Origin of the sequence: Mesorhizobium sp. M6A.T.Cr.TU.014.01.1.1, from assembly GCF_004022765.1 — a bacterium.
GTDB lineage: Bacteria > Pseudomonadota > Alphaproteobacteria > Rhizobiales > Rhizobiaceae > Mesorhizobium > Mesorhizobium mediterraneum.
On sequence record NZ_RZPG01000006.1, the window covers coordinates 208,531 to 224,981 of the forward strand.

16 protein-coding genes are annotated in these 16,451 nt (G+C 61.1%); 9 read left to right on the plus strand and 7 right to left on the minus strand.

The features are described 5' to 3' along the window. Positions 1-14 precede the first annotated feature (14 nt). The 5 genes from EN885_RS09290 to EN885_RS09310 all read right to left on the minus strand — a co-directional run bounded on the left by EN885_RS09290 (position 15) and on the right by EN885_RS09310 (position 4,975). On the minus strand, positions 15-836 hold the full coding sequence (locus tag EN885_RS09290; protein ID WP_095483640.1) for an ATP-binding cassette domain-containing protein: 822 nt from the start codon (positions 834-836) through the stop codon (positions 15-17). After that, positions 836-1,822 carry an ABC transporter permease gene (locus EN885_RS09295; protein WP_128335169.1) on the minus strand — a complete coding sequence of 329 codons (987 nt, stop codon included), beginning with the start codon at positions 1,820-1,822 and terminating at the stop codon, positions 836-838. The genes EN885_RS09290 and EN885_RS09295 overlap by 1 nt, the downstream gene beginning before the upstream one ends. Positions 1,823-1,961: 139 nt before the next feature. Beyond that, on the minus strand, positions 1,962-2,933 hold the full coding sequence (locus tag EN885_RS09300; RefSeq protein WP_342587091.1) for a substrate-binding domain-containing protein: 972 nt from the start codon (positions 2,931-2,933) through the stop codon (positions 1,962-1,964). 243 nt (positions 2,934-3,176) lie between these two features. Beyond that, positions 3,177-4,772 (minus strand): FGGY-family carbohydrate kinase, encoded by a 1,596-nt coding sequence (locus EN885_RS09305; protein ID WP_095483637.1) that lies wholly within the window; start codon positions 4,770-4,772, stop codon positions 3,177-3,179. Next, positions 4,769-4,975 carry a hypothetical protein gene (locus EN885_RS09310; RefSeq protein WP_095483636.1) on the minus strand — a complete coding sequence of 69 codons (207 nt, stop codon included), beginning with the start codon at positions 4,973-4,975 and terminating at the stop codon, positions 4,769-4,771. Before EN885_RS09310 ends, EN885_RS09305 begins: the two co-directional genes overlap by 4 nt. Positions 4,976-5,198: 223 nt before the next feature. Between EN885_RS09310 and EN885_RS09315 the strand changes: the two genes are divergently transcribed. Further along, complete coding sequence (locus EN885_RS09315) at positions 5,199-6,440, plus strand: ROK family transcriptional regulator (protein WP_095483635.1); 1,242 nt, start codon at positions 5,199-5,201, stop codon at positions 6,438-6,440. 80 nt (positions 6,441-6,520) lie between these two features. Then, positions 6,521-7,273: an iron-containing alcohol dehydrogenase gene (locus EN885_RS09320; protein ID WP_095483634.1), complete on the plus strand. Its 753-nt coding sequence runs from the start codon at positions 6,521-6,523 to the stop codon at positions 7,271-7,273. Here the strand turns inward: EN885_RS09320 and EN885_RS09325 are convergent. Further along, on the minus strand, positions 7,236-7,802 hold the full coding sequence (locus EN885_RS09325; RefSeq protein WP_095483633.1) for a TetR/AcrR family transcriptional regulator: 567 nt from the start codon (positions 7,800-7,802) through the stop codon (positions 7,236-7,238). The two genes, EN885_RS09320 and EN885_RS09325, sit on opposite strands and share 38 nt — an antisense overlap. Positions 7,803-7,913: 111 nt before the next feature. Between EN885_RS09325 and EN885_RS09330 the strand changes: the two genes are divergently transcribed. From EN885_RS09330 to EN885_RS09355, 6 genes are all read left to right on the plus strand, one after another. Next, positions 7,914-8,702, plus strand: a complete 789-nt coding sequence (locus EN885_RS09330) for an SDR family oxidoreductase (protein WP_128335170.1) — start codon at positions 7,914-7,916, stop codon at positions 8,700-8,702. 62 nt (positions 8,703-8,764) lie between these two features. Beyond that, positions 8,765-9,859, plus strand: coding sequence for an alkene reductase (locus EN885_RS09335; protein ID WP_128241293.1), 1,095 nt, complete (start codon positions 8,765-8,767; stop codon positions 9,857-9,859). A 75-nt stretch (positions 9,860-9,934) separates the two neighbouring features. Further along, positions 9,935-10,387 (plus strand): DUF2147 domain-containing protein, encoded by a 453-nt coding sequence (locus tag EN885_RS09340; RefSeq protein WP_128241294.1) that lies wholly within the window; start codon positions 9,935-9,937, stop codon positions 10,385-10,387. A gap of 1,209 nt (positions 10,388-11,596) precedes the next feature. Continuing rightward, positions 11,597-12,811, plus strand: coding sequence for a glycosyltransferase family protein (locus tag EN885_RS09345; protein ID WP_095483629.1), 1,215 nt, complete (start codon positions 11,597-11,599; stop codon positions 12,809-12,811). Between the two features lies 1 nt (position 12,812). Beyond that, positions 12,813-14,057 (plus strand): glycosyltransferase, encoded by a 1,245-nt coding sequence (locus EN885_RS09350; protein WP_128241295.1) that lies wholly within the window; start codon positions 12,813-12,815, stop codon positions 14,055-14,057. After that, positions 14,054-15,250 (plus strand): glycosyltransferase family protein, encoded by a 1,197-nt coding sequence (locus tag EN885_RS09355; protein WP_128241296.1) that lies wholly within the window; start codon positions 14,054-14,056, stop codon positions 15,248-15,250. The genes EN885_RS09350 and EN885_RS09355 overlap by 4 nt, the downstream gene beginning before the upstream one ends. 89 nt (positions 15,251-15,339) lie before the next feature. Here the strand turns inward: EN885_RS09355 and EN885_RS09360 are convergent, their stop codons facing one another. Further along, on the minus strand, positions 15,340-16,011 hold the full coding sequence (locus tag EN885_RS09360; RefSeq protein WP_127203924.1) for a class I SAM-dependent methyltransferase: 672 nt from the start codon (positions 16,009-16,011) through the stop codon (positions 15,340-15,342). Positions 16,012-16,093: 82 nt separating this feature from the next. Between EN885_RS09360 and EN885_RS09365 the strand changes: the two genes are divergently transcribed. Continuing rightward, positions 16,094-16,450: a hypothetical protein gene (locus tag EN885_RS09365; RefSeq protein ID WP_127203879.1), complete on the plus strand. Its 357-nt coding sequence runs from the start codon at positions 16,094-16,096 to the stop codon at positions 16,448-16,450. Position 16,451 lies beyond the last annotated feature (1 nt).

A 16,451-nucleotide genomic window follows, 5' to 3' on the forward strand; every position in this document is an offset into this window, starting at 1 on the left:
CTATGACCGCGGTCCTACCGAGAAGCTGATGCTGCCGGTTCTTCGAACTTCGCCGCGCCGGTCATGATGGCGACGACATCGGCCATGGTGTGGGTTTTCGGACTGACCACGGCCGCACGTTTGCCGAGCCGCATGATGTGGATGCGGTCGGCGATTTCGAAGACGTTCGGCATGTTGTGGCTGATCAGGACTACCGGCAGTCCACGCTGCCGGATTGCCTGGATCAGGTCGAGAACCTGGCCAGTTTCCCGCACGCCGAGTGCTGCTGTGGGCTCATCCATGATCGCAAGCTTCTTGGCGAATAGTGCCGCTCTGGCAACAGCGACGCCCTGACGCTGACCGCCTGACAGCGCTTCCACGGCGCTGCCGATCGACGGCAGGCGGAATTTCAGTTCCGCCATGCTGCGTTCTGCCTCTGCTCGCATGCCCTTCTTGTCGAGCATGCGCAGGACATTGCCGAGGAATCCGGGGCGGCGGCGTTCCCGACCCAGAAACAGATTGCTGGCGATATCGAGCGCGGCCGCAACGGCGAGATCCTGGTAGACCGTCTCGATGCCCAGCTTGCGTGCGTCCAGCGGACCCTTGAAGTGGACGGGTTGGCCGTCCAGCAGGATGTCGCCGTTGTCAGGGACGATCGCTCCGGTCAGCGCCTTGATCAGCGAGCTCTTTCCAGCGCCGTTGTCGCCGACGACCGCCAGGATTTCGCCGGAGCGCAGTTCGAAATCGACACCGTCGAGAGCGGTGATGTGCCCGTAGCGTTTGATCACGTTGCGCGCTTCGAGGACGACGCCAACTGGAGCGGTCGCCACCGGCTCTCTCGGCTCGACAGGCGTCATCACCGCCTCCCTCTGGTCAATTGATCTAGCGCGACCGCCACGATCACGAGAATGCCTGTGACCAGATCCTGCCAGAGCGGATCAATGCCGGCGAGCGTCAGCCCGTTGCGCAGGACGCCGACGATCAGCGCGCCTATCAGTGTGCCGATCAATCCGCCCCGGCCACCGAACAGGCTGGTGCCGCCGATGACGACGGCGGTGATGGAATCGAGATTGGCGGTCTGCAAGGCATTGGGGTCGGCGTTGGGGGTCCGGCCGAGCGCCAGCCAGGCCGCGATCCCATAAATGAACGCCGCAAGGACGTAGACCGAGAGGAGAAGTCGGCCGACCGGTATGCCGACAAGCCTGGCTGCTTCCGGATTGTTGCCGACCGCGTAGACATGTCGCCCCCATTGGGTCTGGTTGAGAAGGAACCAGACCATTCCATAGAGGAGGAGCATGATGATGACGCCGTAGGTGACGATGAAGCCGTTCAGGCGGACGGTGTTTCCCGTCCAGCCGAGAAATTCGTCGGTGACCGGAAATGCCCCGCCCGCCGAAATCAGCCTGAGCGCGGCGGTGATGATGCCCAATATACCGAGCGTCACGATGAAGGGCGGCAGGCGCAGACCGCTGATCAGGCTTCCAGCCGCGACACCGGCCGCCGAGCAGGCGAGAACGGCCAAGCCCATGGCCGCAATCGGATCATAGCCGCTGTTGGCCAGTTTTCCGGCAAGGATGGTGCCCAATACGCATATCGCCCCCACTGCGAGGTCGATGCCGGCCGTCAGGATGATCAAGGTTTGGCCAATGGCCAAGGTACCGATGATCACCGTCTGCTGGAGAATGATCGACAGGTTTTGTGTGGCGAGAAAACGCGGATTGGTCAGGGAAAAGATCAGGCCGAAAGCGAGCAGTACAAGCAGTGGACCAACCGATGGCGTGCCGACGAACCTCGCGGCAATCTTGGACATCCTGCCGAAAGAGAGTGCTGATGCCGAATTCATAGTGCCCTCGCCCTCTGGAACGGTCGCCACGTTTCCCGACCTCAAGGGTTGGGCCGGAAACGAACGGGACCATGCCGATACAGATACACCGCCTTGTCGACGGCCTGTCCAGCATGGTCCCGCCGGGAGGATTCAGAAATCAGTCGCCCCAGCAGTTCTTGAGGCCCCATTCGGTATTTTTGGAGTCAATCCCTTCAACCGGCTTGTCGGTGATCAGGAACGACCCCGTATTGACGAACCCACTCGGCTTCTTGCCGTTGGTCGCATAGTCCACGACCGCATCGACACCCATGGCCGCCATCTTGTAGGGGAACTGCATGACGGTCGCGGCGATCTTGCCGGCTTTGACGTCGCGAACGCCGGCACAGCCGCCGTCGATCGAGGTCAGCATGACATCGGCCTCTTTGCCGAAGGATTTCAACGCCGCGTAGGCGCCGGCGGCGGCTGGCTCGTTGATGGTGTAGACGGCATTGATCTCGCCATTCTTCGAGAGCAGGTTTTCCATGCCGACCTGGCCCTTGTCCTGCGCACCGTTGGTAATGGCCGAGCCGGCAATAGCCGGATCACCTTCGGCGAGCCCGAAGCCCTTCAGATATCCATTGTGCCGAAACGTATCGACCGTGCCGCCAGGCGTTCCATCGAGCATGGCAAGCACCGGCTTCTTGTCGCCGAGCGCCTTGCGGGCATAGGCGCCCTGCTCCACGCCGGCCTCGAAATTGTCCGTGGCAAACGTCGCGTCGACGGCATCGGCCGGCTCGGTCGCGGTATCGAGCGCGATCACGAGGACCCCTGCATCGCGCGCCTTCTTGATGACACCCAGCATGCCGGTCGAATTGTTCGGCGTCACCAATATGCCTTTGGCGCCCGCGCTGATCAAATCCTCGATCGCAGTGACCTGGCCTTCATTGTCGCCGTCGAACTTGCCGGCGCGGGCGATCAACTTGACGCCCTTGGCCTTGGCCGCCTCTTCGGCAGCCTGACGCATTTTTACAAAGAACGGGTTGACCTCCGTCTTGGTGACGAGGCCAACAATGACTTCCTCGGCCGAGGCATGGGCGGTCACTGCAAAGGCAGTCCCGAAGAACACAAGGCCCGCAACGGTTGATCTCACGACGGTTCCGGATTTGGTGCCGGTCGACATAGGCAAAGTGGACATGAAACTCCTCCCGAGTTGTTGAACCCTTCTCCCAAAGGCCCACTGAGTAACGCATACGTTTTGCATACCGTCAAACATTATATCCATGATTATGTATGTTTTTATACATTATTGTAGGTGTTAGCCGCGCCTCGGGCGCGCTCTGCATGACGAGGATGCGATTCCGCAACAGAAATCGACGGGGTGGCAATCGTCCTTTCAGGCCACCGATTTCGTTTCTTCCGCCGGCCGGTCGAGAGACGCCGCCCTGTTCAGATCGTGCATGGCCTTGCGCACGGCCTGGCTGTCGCTGAGCTGCCGATAATTCTTGTAGAGAGACCGGTAGGCGGCCGCGCTTTCGCGACGGGGCCGATAGGGCGTGAAGGTGCGCGCGCCGAACCGGGCCGTGCCCTCGGCGAAACCGTTCACCAGTTCGGCCGCGACCGCACCATGGACCGCCGCGCCGACGGCCGTTGCATGGGCAATGCTTGGAACCTCTACGACACGCCCCAGCACGTCGGCCATGATCTGCACCAGCAATGGATTGTTCTGAGCCAGCCCGCTCGTCAGGATCACGCGGTTGATAGCAAAATCGCCGGCCTCGAAGAGGTCGACCACCGTGCGAGCGCCAAAACACAGTGACTCGATCAGTGCGCGGTAGATGCCGACGCCCGTGGTCTCGGTGGTGAGGCCGACAAGCATGCCGCTGAGGTCTGAATCCGCGAGCGGCACGCGGTTGCCGTTCCACCAGTCGAGCGCTACGAGATGGTTAGCGCCGGGTTCGAGCCCGGCCGCCTCGCGATTGTAGACACGGAAACTTTCTGCTTCGTCGGCACCACGCGGAAAGGCCTTCACGAACCAGGCGAGCGTGTCGCCGAACCCGGCCTGCCCGGCCTCGTAGCACCAGAGATCACGAACCGATCCATCCTTGGCCACGCCTTCAATGCCGGGCGGCAAAGGACGGAACTGTTCGTTCAACAAGAGATAGACAGCCGAAGTCCCGAGCGCACCGACGAGACAGCCGGACGACACGGCCCCAACCGCGGGCAGCACGACGTGTGAATCAATGACCGCCACCGCGACGATCGCGCGACCGCCGACTCCGGTGCGCGCCCGCCATGCCTCAGACAGGCTTCCAGCCGGCGTGCCAATACGGTGCGGCACCGAGAGCTTTTCGGACAGGCCGGGCACGATGCCCTGCGGATAGCCTTCGGTCTCGGAATACTGGGCCTTGTACGCTGCAAATCCCAGACTTCGCACTTCGCGGCCGGTCAGCTGCCAGACAAGCCAATCGCCGGACTCGATAAACCGGCCGGCCGCGCCCCATATGTGCGGTGCTTCGCCCGCGATCTGGGCGGCCTTTGGAAGCAGCCATTCCCCGGAAAGCTTGCCGCCGAAATTGCGCAGGAAGGATCCGCCGACACGGTTGATCGCGTCCGCATAGGGCTGCGCGGCGCGATGCTTCCACAGTTTTACATAGGCATGGGGCTCGCCGGGATGAAGTTCGGAGAGGGCTGTGCCGTCGGTGGTGGTCGGCATCGGGGAGCTTGCCGAGAAGCCCAGCCCGATCGACTCGATGACCCGTCCGCGCCCCAACACACCTAGAATTTCTTCCGCCGCATCGAGATAGTCGGCGGCGTTCTGCAACGCCCATGACCGCTGCAAGGGCGTGCCGTCAAGAAGGCTTTGCGTCATGACGTCATGGCGATAGGCATGCGTGTGGCTGCCGATCTGCTCGCCGGTTGCGGCGTCAAGCAGAACGCCGCGGGCTGACCCGGTGCCGTAGTCCAGTCCGATGACGTAGGTTGCGGTCATCTCGCCTGCTGTTTCTCGAGTGGCCTGTAAACCGCCTTCTCGACTGCCTGGAGCAGCATCGAGCCGTGGCCATTGCTGAGCACGACGCGATCACGGTCAGGCCAGACGGGATTGGTGGCGTTCTCGACTGCATCCACTGACAGCGCGCGAATGGCGTTCGCCAGGAGATCTGGGTGGGCGAAGTCCTTCTGCGCTGACAACATGTGAGGGCCCGTTTGATCGAGTGACGTAGAAACGTCGGAACAGCGCGGGTCAGCCACGCAAGTTCGTTGGTTCTCCCAGAAGGCGCCCTCTTAGCCATAGATATGTCTATAAGTCAACGTAGTATTGTATATTTTTATTCAAAATATACAAGGCTTTCTTGCGGACAAGCCTTTATCTCCCTTGGGTTTGTGGCTAAATCTCGGGCAAACAGGGAAGACCGGAATGGCCAGGACAAATGGTACGGCGGAGCATCCCGCCCTTGCGAACAGCGGTGAAATTCTCTCGCTTATTGCTACCGGTGCTGCCACGTCTCGGTCGGCGTTGCTCGACGCGTCGGGATTGTCGCGAGTGACTGTCACCCAGCGCCTGAATGCGCTGATTGACTCGGGCCTGATCCGCGAGACGGCGCGCACCATGCCGAGTGGCGGGAGGCCGACGCGCGTGCTTGGGATCAATGAACGGGCGGGTTTCTTTCTCGTCGCCAATATTGGCGAAGCCTACATCCATCTCGCCGCCATGGACCTCGAACCCGCGATTGTCTCGCAAAGTACAATACCGTTCAACGCGTCGGACGGACCGGCGGCTTCCCTTGAGCAGATTGCCGATGGGTTCGACGTCCTGGCAGCGAAGGCCCGAACCAGCCACGGCTCCCTTTTTGGGGTCAGCCTCAGCATGCCCACGCCGGTCGATTTCAAACGCGGTCGCGTCGTCGGTCCTTCGGTCCTTCACGGGTGGGATGAATTCGACATCATAGGCTGGCTGCGCCGTCGCTTCGATGTGCCAATCTATGTCGAAAATGACGTTAACCTGATGGCGATCCACGAGCATCGCCAGAATTTCCCGCATGTGGATGACATGTTCTTCATCAAAGCGGGAACGGGTATCGGCAGCGGCATTATCGCAGGCGGCAGGATCTTTCGTGGCGCTCAGGGCGCGGCCGGCGACATCGGCCATATCCAGTTCAATTCCGAGAACGCGCCTTTGTGCCGCTGTGGCAAGCTCGGTTGTGTCGAAGCCCGCGCCGGTGGCTGGGCGATTGCCCGGGACCTCTCGAGCAAAGGCTTCCAGGCGGAGAACGCCCGTGATGTCATATCGCTTGTTGAAATGCAGAAGCCGGAAGCCCTGATGCTGCTGCGCAGCGCTGGGCGGGTGATCGGGGAAGTCGCCTCCGATGTCGTCAGTATTCTCAACCCAAGCCTGATCGTGGTGGGCGGCACACTCGCCAAGGGTGGAGAGTTTCTGCTGTCGGGTATCCGCGAGCTTGTCTACCAGCGATGCCTTCCACTTGCCACGCGCGAGTTGCAGATCGTACTTGCCAATCCGCAGAAGGACAGTGCGCTTTTTGGCGCTGCTTATTTGGCGCTTGAGGATATCTTCAGCCTCGGGAAAGTGGAGGAACTCATCGATCGACTTTCCATCGACCGCGCCAATCCACTTTCACAAAGCAGCATGATTTCTGGATGACGCTGTTTCAGTGACACCCATGATCATCGCGACAAGATCCTTCTGAACTCCTTGGCGCACAGTCATCTCGCCCACATTTCTTGCCGCATGACGACAGCACCTACACCAATATCAAGGCTCATCCGCTGATCGACGGCTATGCCCGCCTCGGCATCGACCTGGTGGGCCGCTACCTGGCGCGCCGTCGCCGACGGGGCGGATACCGAAGCGCGGGCCGGGATGATGCTGACCTCTTACTACGGTGGGGTGTGCTTGGGCCGGTCAATACCGCCGGTGGCCATGCTTTGGCCTATCCTCTGGGCACGCGGCTCAAGCTTCCCCATGGGCTGGCCAACGCCATCATCTTCCCACACGTGCTGGCCTTCAACGCGTCTGCCTGCCCAGACAAGACTGCTGGCGTCGCCTCTATGCTGGGCCTCGGCGCTGGTGCGCGTGCCAACGACATTCTGACGAGCGCCATGGACTATTGCCAGGCGCTCGGCATCGAAATGCGTCTGTCGCGCCATGGCGCGACAGGGGCAAGATTTGCCGATTTGGGCCGAGGAGGCCTTTGCCATAAAGCGCCTGATCGACAACAACCCCCGGCCGCTCGGGAGCCAGGACATTCTGTCGATCTATCTAAGCGCGCTCTGATCGACCTGTGGGCCTGCTCGGCGCGTCGGTGCCGGCCTTGCCGGCTGCGGCGCGTAGAACCAGCGCTGTCTTTTGGAGTGCGGATGGAAGGCCCCATTCGTGAGGTCCGTGTCGCTCGCTATGCCTGCCAGGCCGTGGCGGCGACACTAAGGGCTCCCGGCTTCATGCAGAGGCAAACTGTTGACCAAGCCCGGCATTGATCCAGGCACGTGTCTGTTCCAGCACCTCATCCGAAAGCGTGGGATCGTCGATCGCCCGAGCGATAATCACTGCTCCTACCATCGCCGCCCAGCTTCCGATCGCCACGCGGCGTCTGTCTGCCGCATCAAACTCCGGGAGCGCCTTGCCGATACGGTCGATCTGCGAGCGAAGGCCTTCGGTCATGGCCGAGCGTGTAGCCGGGGTCTGATGGCGGATGGCCGCAACAAGGCCCGCCGTTGGGCAACCACCGGCGGCATTATCGCGATGACGGGGCGAAAGATAGGCATCGACATATGCGCGAAGATCGCCCTCTCCACCTGCGTCCAGGGCGAGGACATGGGCAAGGGTCTGCGCGATCAGGTCGTCCTTCGAACTGAAATGGCCATAGAAGCCGCCATGGGTGAGCCCGGCGGCTTTCATCACCTCCGCCACGCTGACTGCATCGAACCCCTTGTCGCGAAACAGCCGGCTCGCGACATCCAGAATTCGGCGACGGTTCTCCGCCATCTGTTCTCGACTGACCTTCATTTCAAATTCTCCGCCGGACCCCTGTTGACATTTACATGATGGCTATCATATTTAACTTCAATCATGATGATCGTCATGAATATAGGTTCCATCAGAGAAAAGAGCAATGCCATGACCACCATCCCGTCAGTCCTCATTACCGGCGCCTCCACCGGCATCGGAGCCGCCTATGCCGAGCGCTTCGCGCGCCGCGGGCACGACCTCGTGCTGGTAGCCCGTGACATGGCACGAATGGAGGCTCTGGGGACCCGTCTGCGTCAGGAAAATGGCGTGGCGATCGACATCATCCAGGCTGATCTTACGCAGCCTGCCGAGCTTGCAACGGTGGAGACGAGGCTGCGCGATGACGCCCGCATCGGGATCCTCGTCAACAATGCCGGAACGGCCATCGGCGGAAGCTTCATCGAGCAGGGTACCGACGACGTCGCGCGGCTCGTTGCGCTCAACACGACCGCACTTTTGCGACTTGCCAGCGCCATGGCCCCGCGTCTTGCGAAGGCCGGCGAAGGAGCGATCGTCAACATCGGCTCCGTGGTCGGCCTGGCGCCGGAGTTCGGCATGACAGTCTACGGCGCAACCAAAGCCTTCGTGCTGTTTCTGTCGCAGGGGCTCAGCCTCGAGCTCGCGCCGAAGGGTGTCTACGTCCAGGCCGTGCTTCCCGCCACGACGCGAACGGAGATCTGGGACCACGTCGGCGCCGACATCAACACGCTTTCCAACGTGATGGAGGTGGGCGATCTGGTTGATGCGGCGCTGGTCGGCTTCGACCGCCGCGACCCGGTGGCCACCCCGCCGCTTCCCGATGCCGGGCAGTGGGACGCGCTTCAGGCCGCGCGCCAGGCCATGCTTCCGAACTATCGGAACGAACATCCCGCCGAGCGGTACCGCACGGTCGCCTGAGCATCAACGCAGCCACTTCGATAAACGACCCCGCCGCGGCGGGGACAAAACAAAGGTGACCTATGACAAGCAAAACGCTGTTTGAGCCCTATACTCTCGGCTCGCTGCCCCTCTCCAATCGTATCGTCATGGCGCCCCTGACGCGCAATCGCGCTGGCCCAGGCTTCGTTCCAGGCGATCTCGCCGCGGAGTATTACGGCCAGCGCGCGTCGGCCGGCCTGCTGATTTCCGAGGCTACGCAGATCTCGCAGCAGGGACAGGGCTACCAGGACACGCCCGGCATCTACTCCCAGGCGCAGATCGACGGCTGGCGCAAGGTCACCGACGCCGTGCACACCAAGGGTGGCCGGATCTTCCTGCAGCTCTGGCATGTCGGCCGCGTCTCGCACGTCGACCTTCAGGAGCATGGCGCCGCGCCCGTCGCGCCCTCGGCGATCCGGGCCGCGACCAAGACGTTCGTGAACAACGGCTTCGTCGAGGTTTCGGAGCCCCGAGCGCTGGCGCTCGACGAGCTTGCGGGGATCGTCAACGATTTCCGGCAAGCAGCCGCGAACGCCATTGAGGCCGGCTTCGATGGCGTCGAGATTCACGGCGCCAACGGCTATCTGCTGGACCAATTCGCCAAGGACGGCGCCAATGTCCGCACGGATGCTTATGGCGGATCGGTCGAGAACCGCGCCCGGCTGATGCTGGACGTTACGGCTGCGGTGGTCGAGGAGATCGGCGCTGAGCGTACCGGCATCCGGATTTCGCCCATCTCGCCCGCCAACGGCGTCTCGAGCGGCGCCCCCCAGGCGCAGTTCGACTATATCGTCGATCAACTCGACGCCTTGGGCATCGTCTACATCCATGTCGTCGAGGGCGCCACGGGCGGACCGCGCGATGTCGCGCCGTTCGACTTCGGATCGCTCCGCCGGCGCTTCAACAACACCTATATCGCCAACAACGGCTATGACCTCGACCTCGCTGCGTCGCAGCTTGCCGACGGCAAGGCGGACCTGTTCGCCTTCGGGCGCCCATTCATCGCCAATCCTGACCTTGTGGAACGGCTGAGGACGCGCGCGCCGCTGGCGGAGTTCAACCCGGCGACGCTCTATGGCGGCGGCTCCGCCGGCTATACCGACTATCCCGCGATCGCCGCCTCAAGCCACCCATGAGCCCATCGGGGCCGCGCCTGCGAGGCAGCCATCCCAACTCGACGGCAGCACCTTATCCTCTCGGAGAACATCGCAATGCGTATTCTGAAACAATCTGCCGTTATCGCGCTCACCGTGGTCGCCGCGCTCGCGTCCTCGGCAGCGAGGGCGGACAATGCCTCGCCAGTCGGTTTGTGGAGGAACGTCGACGACGTCAGCGGCAAACCAAGGGCGCTGATCCGCATCACGGAAGCGAATGGGAGCTTGCAGGGCAAGATCGAGAAAGTCTTCCTAGCCCCGAACGAAAGCCCGACCTGTACGAAGTGCGAAGGCGCGCTCAAGAATGCGCCCGTCTTCGGCTTGGTGATCCTGTCCGGCCTGAAAAAGGATGGCGCCGGATTTACCGGCGGCCAAATCCTCGATCCGGATAATGGCAAAACCTATAGCAGCAAGATCTACGTGACCGATAGCGGCAAGAAGCTAAACGTGCGCGGCTACATAGGCGTGTCATTGCTGGGTCGTTCGCAGATTTGGCAGCGCCAGGAATAAGCGGCCGAGATCGACGCGAAAACTGCTCTATCCAGAGAAAACTTCTTAGAAAGGAAAAACGGCTTAGCGAGATGCCGGAGCCAGCATTGCGGACTGACGATGTACTGATCGAGATCGACGCGGCCAGCTCAATCTTCTGGATTCCAGATTCGCGCTCCCTCATTCCCACTCGATTGTTCAAACAGCATATAACTCATTGACAAAAAATTACACTCTTGATTTTAAAGGGAAAATCGCCACAAACAGATATTTTGAGATTTCGCCAACTATCGGGGCCAATCGGCCGATTTTTTTGCACCTTGCAGCGTTCAACGCCGCGCCCAAGCCGTCTCGAAAAGTACCGTCACCGCCCCAGCTAAGGCATTAGCCCGAAGCCGTCGCGATCGACAAGCAACCGGTGTTGCACACATCCTACTACAGGCGGTGTGCTGTGAGCGCTGGCATCCACTCGATTCCTGCCGAATTTCCGGCTAGCCTGGGCGATAGATGGCTCAGTTCTGGTGGGTGATTCATAATCAGACCGCCCGTCAAGAGATTGATGGGCAGCACCTTTGGTCCCCCAAGACCGAGAGCAATGGCGCGCGAAGTGAGTTCTACAACAATATGCGCCGTGCGACGCCCGGCGACCTTGTCGTTTCGTATGCCGATCAAGCAATTAGGTATATTGGCAGGATAGCGGAATTCGTCTTCACCGCTCCGAAACCAATGGAGTTCGGAGAGACCGGGGCTTATTGGAATCAAGAGGGATGGCTTCTGCCGAACTTTGGGACACCGGGTTTCCCTTCGATCCATCCCCAAGACAATAATACGGAATCTAGGCCCGCTCCTGCCGAGGCGATATTCGCCATTCCATCTAGTTTCGGGCTCAGGCAATCAGAAAGCCTATCCAACAGGCATTCCACAGAATACCTTCGAGTTGGTGATAGCTTGCGCCACTTTCGGCCGCGAGGCGCTGTCACGCGGCGGCTTGAATAGCCCGAACTTTGAGGTGATTAATGAGCTTGGACGACATTGTCGAACGTCGTATAGCGGACGACGATCAGCTTGAAGACACGATCAAAAAGAGCGGCATCCTTGGACCTCCTGGGTAGTACAAATTGAAAATTGCGGCCTCATGTTTCAAACAGGTCGGTGGATGACCCGCGAGGATGGTTTCGAAGCGGGGTCGCCTACGGTCCTCAAGGCGAGAATTCTAGAAGACGTTCAGCAATGACCCATCACGTACAAAACGCTCGAATTCTCATGTACAGCCACGACACGTTCGGGCTCGGCCACTTGCAGCGCTGCCGGACAATCGCGCATTCGCTGGTCGAGGATTTCCGCGGACTTCAGGTGCTTATCATTTCGGGTGCGACTATCGCTGGCGCCTTCGACTACCGCGCCCGTGTCGACTTCGTGAAGATCCCCAGCGTCATCAAGTTGCGCAACGGCGAATACACCTCGCTGGAAAAGGATATCGATCTGCATGAGACGCTAAGGATGCGCCAGTCGATCATCCGCCACACCGCCGAGACCTTCCGGCCGGATATCTTCATCGTCGACAAGGAACCGCTCGGCCTGCGCGGTGAGATTGAGGACACTCTGTCCTACCTCAAGACGCGGGGCACCACGCTCGTGCTTGGCCTGCGCGAGGTGATGGACGCGCCGCATCTGCTCGAAGCGGAGTGGGCACGCAAAGATGTGATGCGCAAGATAGGCCTGTTCTACGACAAGGTCTGGGCCTATGGTCCGCCGGATTTCTACGATCCGTTGACTGGCTTGGATGTGCCGCCGGCTATCAGGGCAAAGATGAGGTTCGTCGGGTTCCTGCAACGGAGCCTGCAGCGGAACGAGTTGCCCGGCCACCGGCCCGAGGGCGACTATATCCTCGTTACCACCGGTGGCGGCGGTGACGGCGCCGACCTGATCCACGACGTCATCGATGCCTATCACCAGGATCCGCAATTGCAGCATAGGGCGCTGATCGTGCTTGGGCCTTACATGCCGGCGCGCAAGCGCAACAAGCTGCTCAAGAAGGGGTGCAAGATCCCCTACATCAAGATGATCGAGTTCGACAACCGCATGGAAGACCTGATTGCCGGCGCCAAGGCGGTAGTGGCGATGGGCGGTTACAACACCTATTGCGAGATACTATCTTTCGACAAGCCGGCGCTGATCGTGCCGCGCGTCACGCCCCGCGAGGAACAACTGATCCGCGCACGGCGCGCAGCCGAACTCGGCCTCATCGAGATGCTTTTGCCGGAAGAAGCCGAGGATTCCCAGCGGTTTGCCAATGCACTGAAGGTGCTGCCGGAGCGGCCCCGCCCATCGCAGAGCAATCCGCATCTGACGCTGGAAGGGCTGCCTCATATTTCCGAAATCGTCGCGGAACTGCTCGACCGGCGGGCCGGCCATCACCTTTCGGTCATTGAAGGCATGAACTGAGTTGCAACATCGCAAGATCGTCGTGGTTCTGAAGGGCTATCCGCGGCTGTCGGAAACCTTCATCGCGCAGGAACTGCTCGGTCTGGAGCGTGCGGGGTTCGACCTGATACTCGTCGCGCTCAGGCGGCCGACCGACTCAAAACGCCACCCCGTGCATGACGAGATCAAAGCGCTCGTCCACTATCTGCCGGAATATCTGCATGAAGAGCCGCTGCGCGTGGTTCGCTCGCTGTTTGCCTGTATGCTGTGGCCGGGCTTCTGGCGCGCGCTCGGATCGCTGGCTAGCGATATCCCCCGCGACTTTACGCGCAATCGCGCGCGCCGTTTCGGGCAAGCGCTCGTGCTGGCGGCCGAATGGCCGGAAGGCGCGGGCTGGCTGCATGCACATTTCGTGCACACGCCGGCATCGGTGACGCGCTATGCCAGCCAGCTTCGTGGACTGCCCTGGAGCTGCTCAGCCCATGCAAAGGACATCTGGACTTCGGCGGACTGGGATCTGGCCGGCAAGCTTTCCTCGGCGCGCTGGACAGTCACTTGCACGAAAACCGGCTTCGACCGTCTGAAAAAACTCGCTAACGGCAGCTCGTCTGTGCATCTGAGCTATCATGGCCTCGACCTTGATCGCTTCGGCAGTTTCGGCGAGACGCGAAAACACCATGACGGCTCGGCGCCGGACGAACCGGTTATCGTTCTGAGTGTCGGGCGCGCCGTTGAAAAGAAAGGTTACGATACCTTGCTGGAGGCCCTCGCCCTCTTGCCTGGTGATTTGGCGTGGCGTTTCGAGCATATCGGCGGTGGCGAGGAACTGGAACGGCTCAAGGCGCTGGCGCAAAAGCTCGGACTGGATGGTCGCGTCTCTTGGAAAGGCGCGCTTGCGCAGGAGGAGGTGCTTGCGCACTACCGAGGCGCCGACATCTTCGCCCTGGCCTGCAGGATCACCGCAAATGGCGACCGGGACGGTCTGCCGAATGTTCTGGTGGAGGCGGCCAGCCAGCGGCTTGCCTGCGTGTCGACCGATATTTCCGGCGTGCCGGAGCTTTTATCGCCGGATGAAACCGGGCTGCTGGTTCCGACGGAAAACCCAATTGCCCTGGCACAGGCGCTGGAGCGCCTGATCCGTGATCCCGTGCTGCGCGCCCGCCTCGGCGAGGCCGCGGAGCGGCGCGTGCGCGGCAATTTCGATCATATGGCAAGCATTGGACAGCTCAAGGAACTGTTCGAGCGGGAGTGGCGGGCCGCCGAATGAAGCCGCTGCGGGCTTTCTTCTATGTCCAGCACCTGCTCGGCATCGGCCATCTCGCGCGTGCCAGCCGCATTGCGGCGGCTCTGGTCGATGACGGGTTTGACGTAACCGTCGTGACCGGCGGAGCGCCGATCGCGGGGTTTCCGGGACTAGGTGTAAAATCTGTAACCCTGCCACCTGTCACCTCCGGTGATGAAGGATTTTCCGGACTTGTCGACCTGCAGGGCAAACCCATCGACGATGATTTCAAGAAATGGCGTTCAGAGATGCTGCTGCAGGCATTCCGGGATTGCAGGCCTGATATCGTCATTGTCGAGGCGTTTCCATTTGGACGCCGGCAGATGCGTTTCGAACTCTTGCCGCTGATCGAGGCCATCGACGCCACGTCGCCCAGACCGCTGCTGGCGACGTCCGTCCGTGATATCCTTCAGGAGCGCGTCAAGCCGGGCCGAAACGAGGAAACGGTCGATCTCATCAACAGGCATTTCGACCTCGTTATGGTCCACGGCGATCCGGCTTTCGCAACCATCGACAAGACATTTCCACTAGCTGGGGCGATCAGGGCCGAGGTCACCTACACCGGGCTCGTTGCCGCGCCGCCAGCGCCCACGGCCTCCGAGCGCTTTGACGTTCTGGTGTCGGTTGGCGGCGGGGCTGCCGGAAAGAGCCTTGTCAGCACCACCATCGCAGCGGCGCGGAATGCCAACAACGGTTGGAAATGGTGTTTGATCACCGGCCCAAACCTGCCGAAAGACGAGTTTGACGCGATCGCACGCGATGCCACGCCGGGCCTGTCCATCTTCCGGTTCCGCGAGGATTTCGCCAGCCTGCTGACCGGCGCCCGCCTGTCAGCCTCGCAGGCGGGTTACAACACGGTCTGCGATGTCCTGCGCGCGGGTTGTCGCTCCCTGCTCGTTCCATTTGCAGCCGGCGGGGAAACCGAACAGACGGTTCGCGCCCTGATGCTCGAAGAACTCGGTCTTGCAACGGTGCTGATGGAAAATGACCTGACGCCTGAAGGTTTGGCGCAAGCGATCGAACAGGCGCTGGTGGGACCGACGCCATCCGCGCATCGTCTCGATCTGGAAGGCGCGCGTCACTCGGCGCAAATCCTGCGTGAGCGGTATCGAACCTGGTCCCTAAAAGTGAGGCCCGGTTTCGGAAAAGTATATGATCAAACAGACGATGGATTCTAACGCGCGTCTGGCGAGGTTCGTGCGACGCGCTTCAAGTCCTTGTTTTTATCCACGTCGTTGTCCCAAAACCGCTACGCGGGCGAAATGCATCAGACAGTTCCAATCAGCATGAAGCGCGTATAATTTTTTGTCGGCAGTTCGCCGGAGAACCGCACCTCCCGTAGCGCCGCCATTGCTTCGAAGGCGGCAAGTGAAGCCACGCAGTTGATGTGCGTTGGCTCGCTGAAATAATCGTTCGATTGCAGCAGTACATTCATGCCCCGCGGAAGCAGAGCAAGCCAGGCGCGCAGATCGGCTATGTGTTCGCAGCTCGTATTGACCGTCAGGTCGGGCCGCCCGGCCGCATAGTCGAGTGCGTACATATCTGCCGTCAGCGCCCGGAACCGGTCGCCTGCTTCCCGGTTGAGGGTCCGGGCGACCGGCGCGACTTCGGGATCGATGTCGATGCTATCGACCGCCGCGATGTCGAAGCGGGCGTCGTTGAAAAGCATTGCCGGCAATATGCCGTACCATCCACCCAGAACCCATATGCGCTCGAACCGGCCGCCGCAGCTTTCGAACAGCCTATCAAGCGCCCACATCTTGCAGGCGACCTGCTTGTGGTTGAAGGCGTTGGCGATATCGGCCTTCGGATGCTTGGTAACGACGCGCGCCAGCCCTGCCACGAGAGGGCAGTTGACATAGGCAGCAATTCCCCGCGTGAGGTCCAAGGCTTGCTCGTGCCAGTCCATGCCGGCATTGCGTGGTTGCGTGACATCCATCATATTCGCCTTGTATGTTGGGATTTCGGGCGACACAACGCAATCTTGCCTCGCGCAAGGCTGTTGATTCGCGGATGTGATTATGCTGCAAGCTGCTTCGCCATTGCCCGGTGCCGGAGAGAGCCTGTTGCATCTGTCCGGAGCATCGGCGTCCATCTGCCAGCACCAGCCGCGCAGCCGGGGCCTCGGCTATTCGCCAAAAACCTACGGAAGCCGCGAACCGTTCGGCCAGCTGCTTTCTTCGCTGATCAACAATGCCCATGTCGTTGTCATCGACCATGCGCCGGAACTGGGTCGCGCCGCCTCGCGGGTTCCTTCCATCGTTGAGCGCAGGACAATCTCCCTGCACTGCAGCTTCGAGCTTGCCGCTGGCGACGAAGAAATCGCCGATACGCCATTCGCCAGCAGGTGCTTTTACATCCTGCATCTTTCCAACTGAA

Coding starts and splice junctions, on each gene's coding strand:
- EN885_RS09305 (WP_095483637.1), bottom strand. CDS start 4,772: ATGACCGCAACCTACGTCATCGGACTGGACTACGGCACCGGGTCAGCC.
- EN885_RS09290 (WP_095483640.1), bottom strand. CDS start 836: ATGACGCCTGTCGAGCCGAGAGAGCCGGTGGCGACCGCTCCAGTTGGC.
- EN885_RS09360 (WP_127203924.1), bottom strand. CDS start 16,011: ATGGATGTCACGCAACCACGCAATGCCGGCATGGACTGGCACGAGCAA.
- EN885_RS09355 (WP_128241296.1), top strand. CDS start 14,054: ATGAAGCCGCTGCGGGCTTTCTTCTATGTCCAGCACCTGCTCGGCATC.
- EN885_RS09345 (WP_095483629.1), top strand. CDS start 11,597: ATGACCCATCACGTACAAAACGCTCGAATTCTCATGTACAGCCACGAC.
- EN885_RS09335 (WP_128241293.1), top strand. CDS start 8,765: ATGACAAGCAAAACGCTGTTTGAGCCCTATACTCTCGGCTCGCTGCCC.
- EN885_RS09365 (WP_127203879.1), top strand. CDS start 16,094: ATGCTGCAAGCTGCTTCGCCATTGCCCGGTGCCGGAGAGAGCCTGTTG.
- EN885_RS09295 (WP_128335169.1), bottom strand. CDS start 1,822: ATGAATTCGGCATCAGCACTCTCTTTCGGCAGGATGTCCAAGATTGCC.
- EN885_RS09330 (WP_128335170.1), top strand. CDS start 7,914: ATGACCACCATCCCGTCAGTCCTCATTACCGGCGCCTCCACCGGCATC.
- EN885_RS09340 (WP_128241294.1), top strand. CDS start 9,935: ATGCGTATTCTGAAACAATCTGCCGTTATCGCGCTCACCGTGGTCGCC.
- EN885_RS09315 (WP_095483635.1), top strand. CDS start 5,199: ATGGCCAGGACAAATGGTACGGCGGAGCATCCCGCCCTTGCGAACAGC.
- EN885_RS09325 (WP_095483633.1), bottom strand. CDS start 7,802: ATGAAGGTCAGTCGAGAACAGATGGCGGAGAACCGTCGCCGAATTCTG.
- EN885_RS09310 (WP_095483636.1), bottom strand. CDS start 4,975: ATGTTGTCAGCGCAGAAGGACTTCGCCCACCCAGATCTCCTGGCGAAC.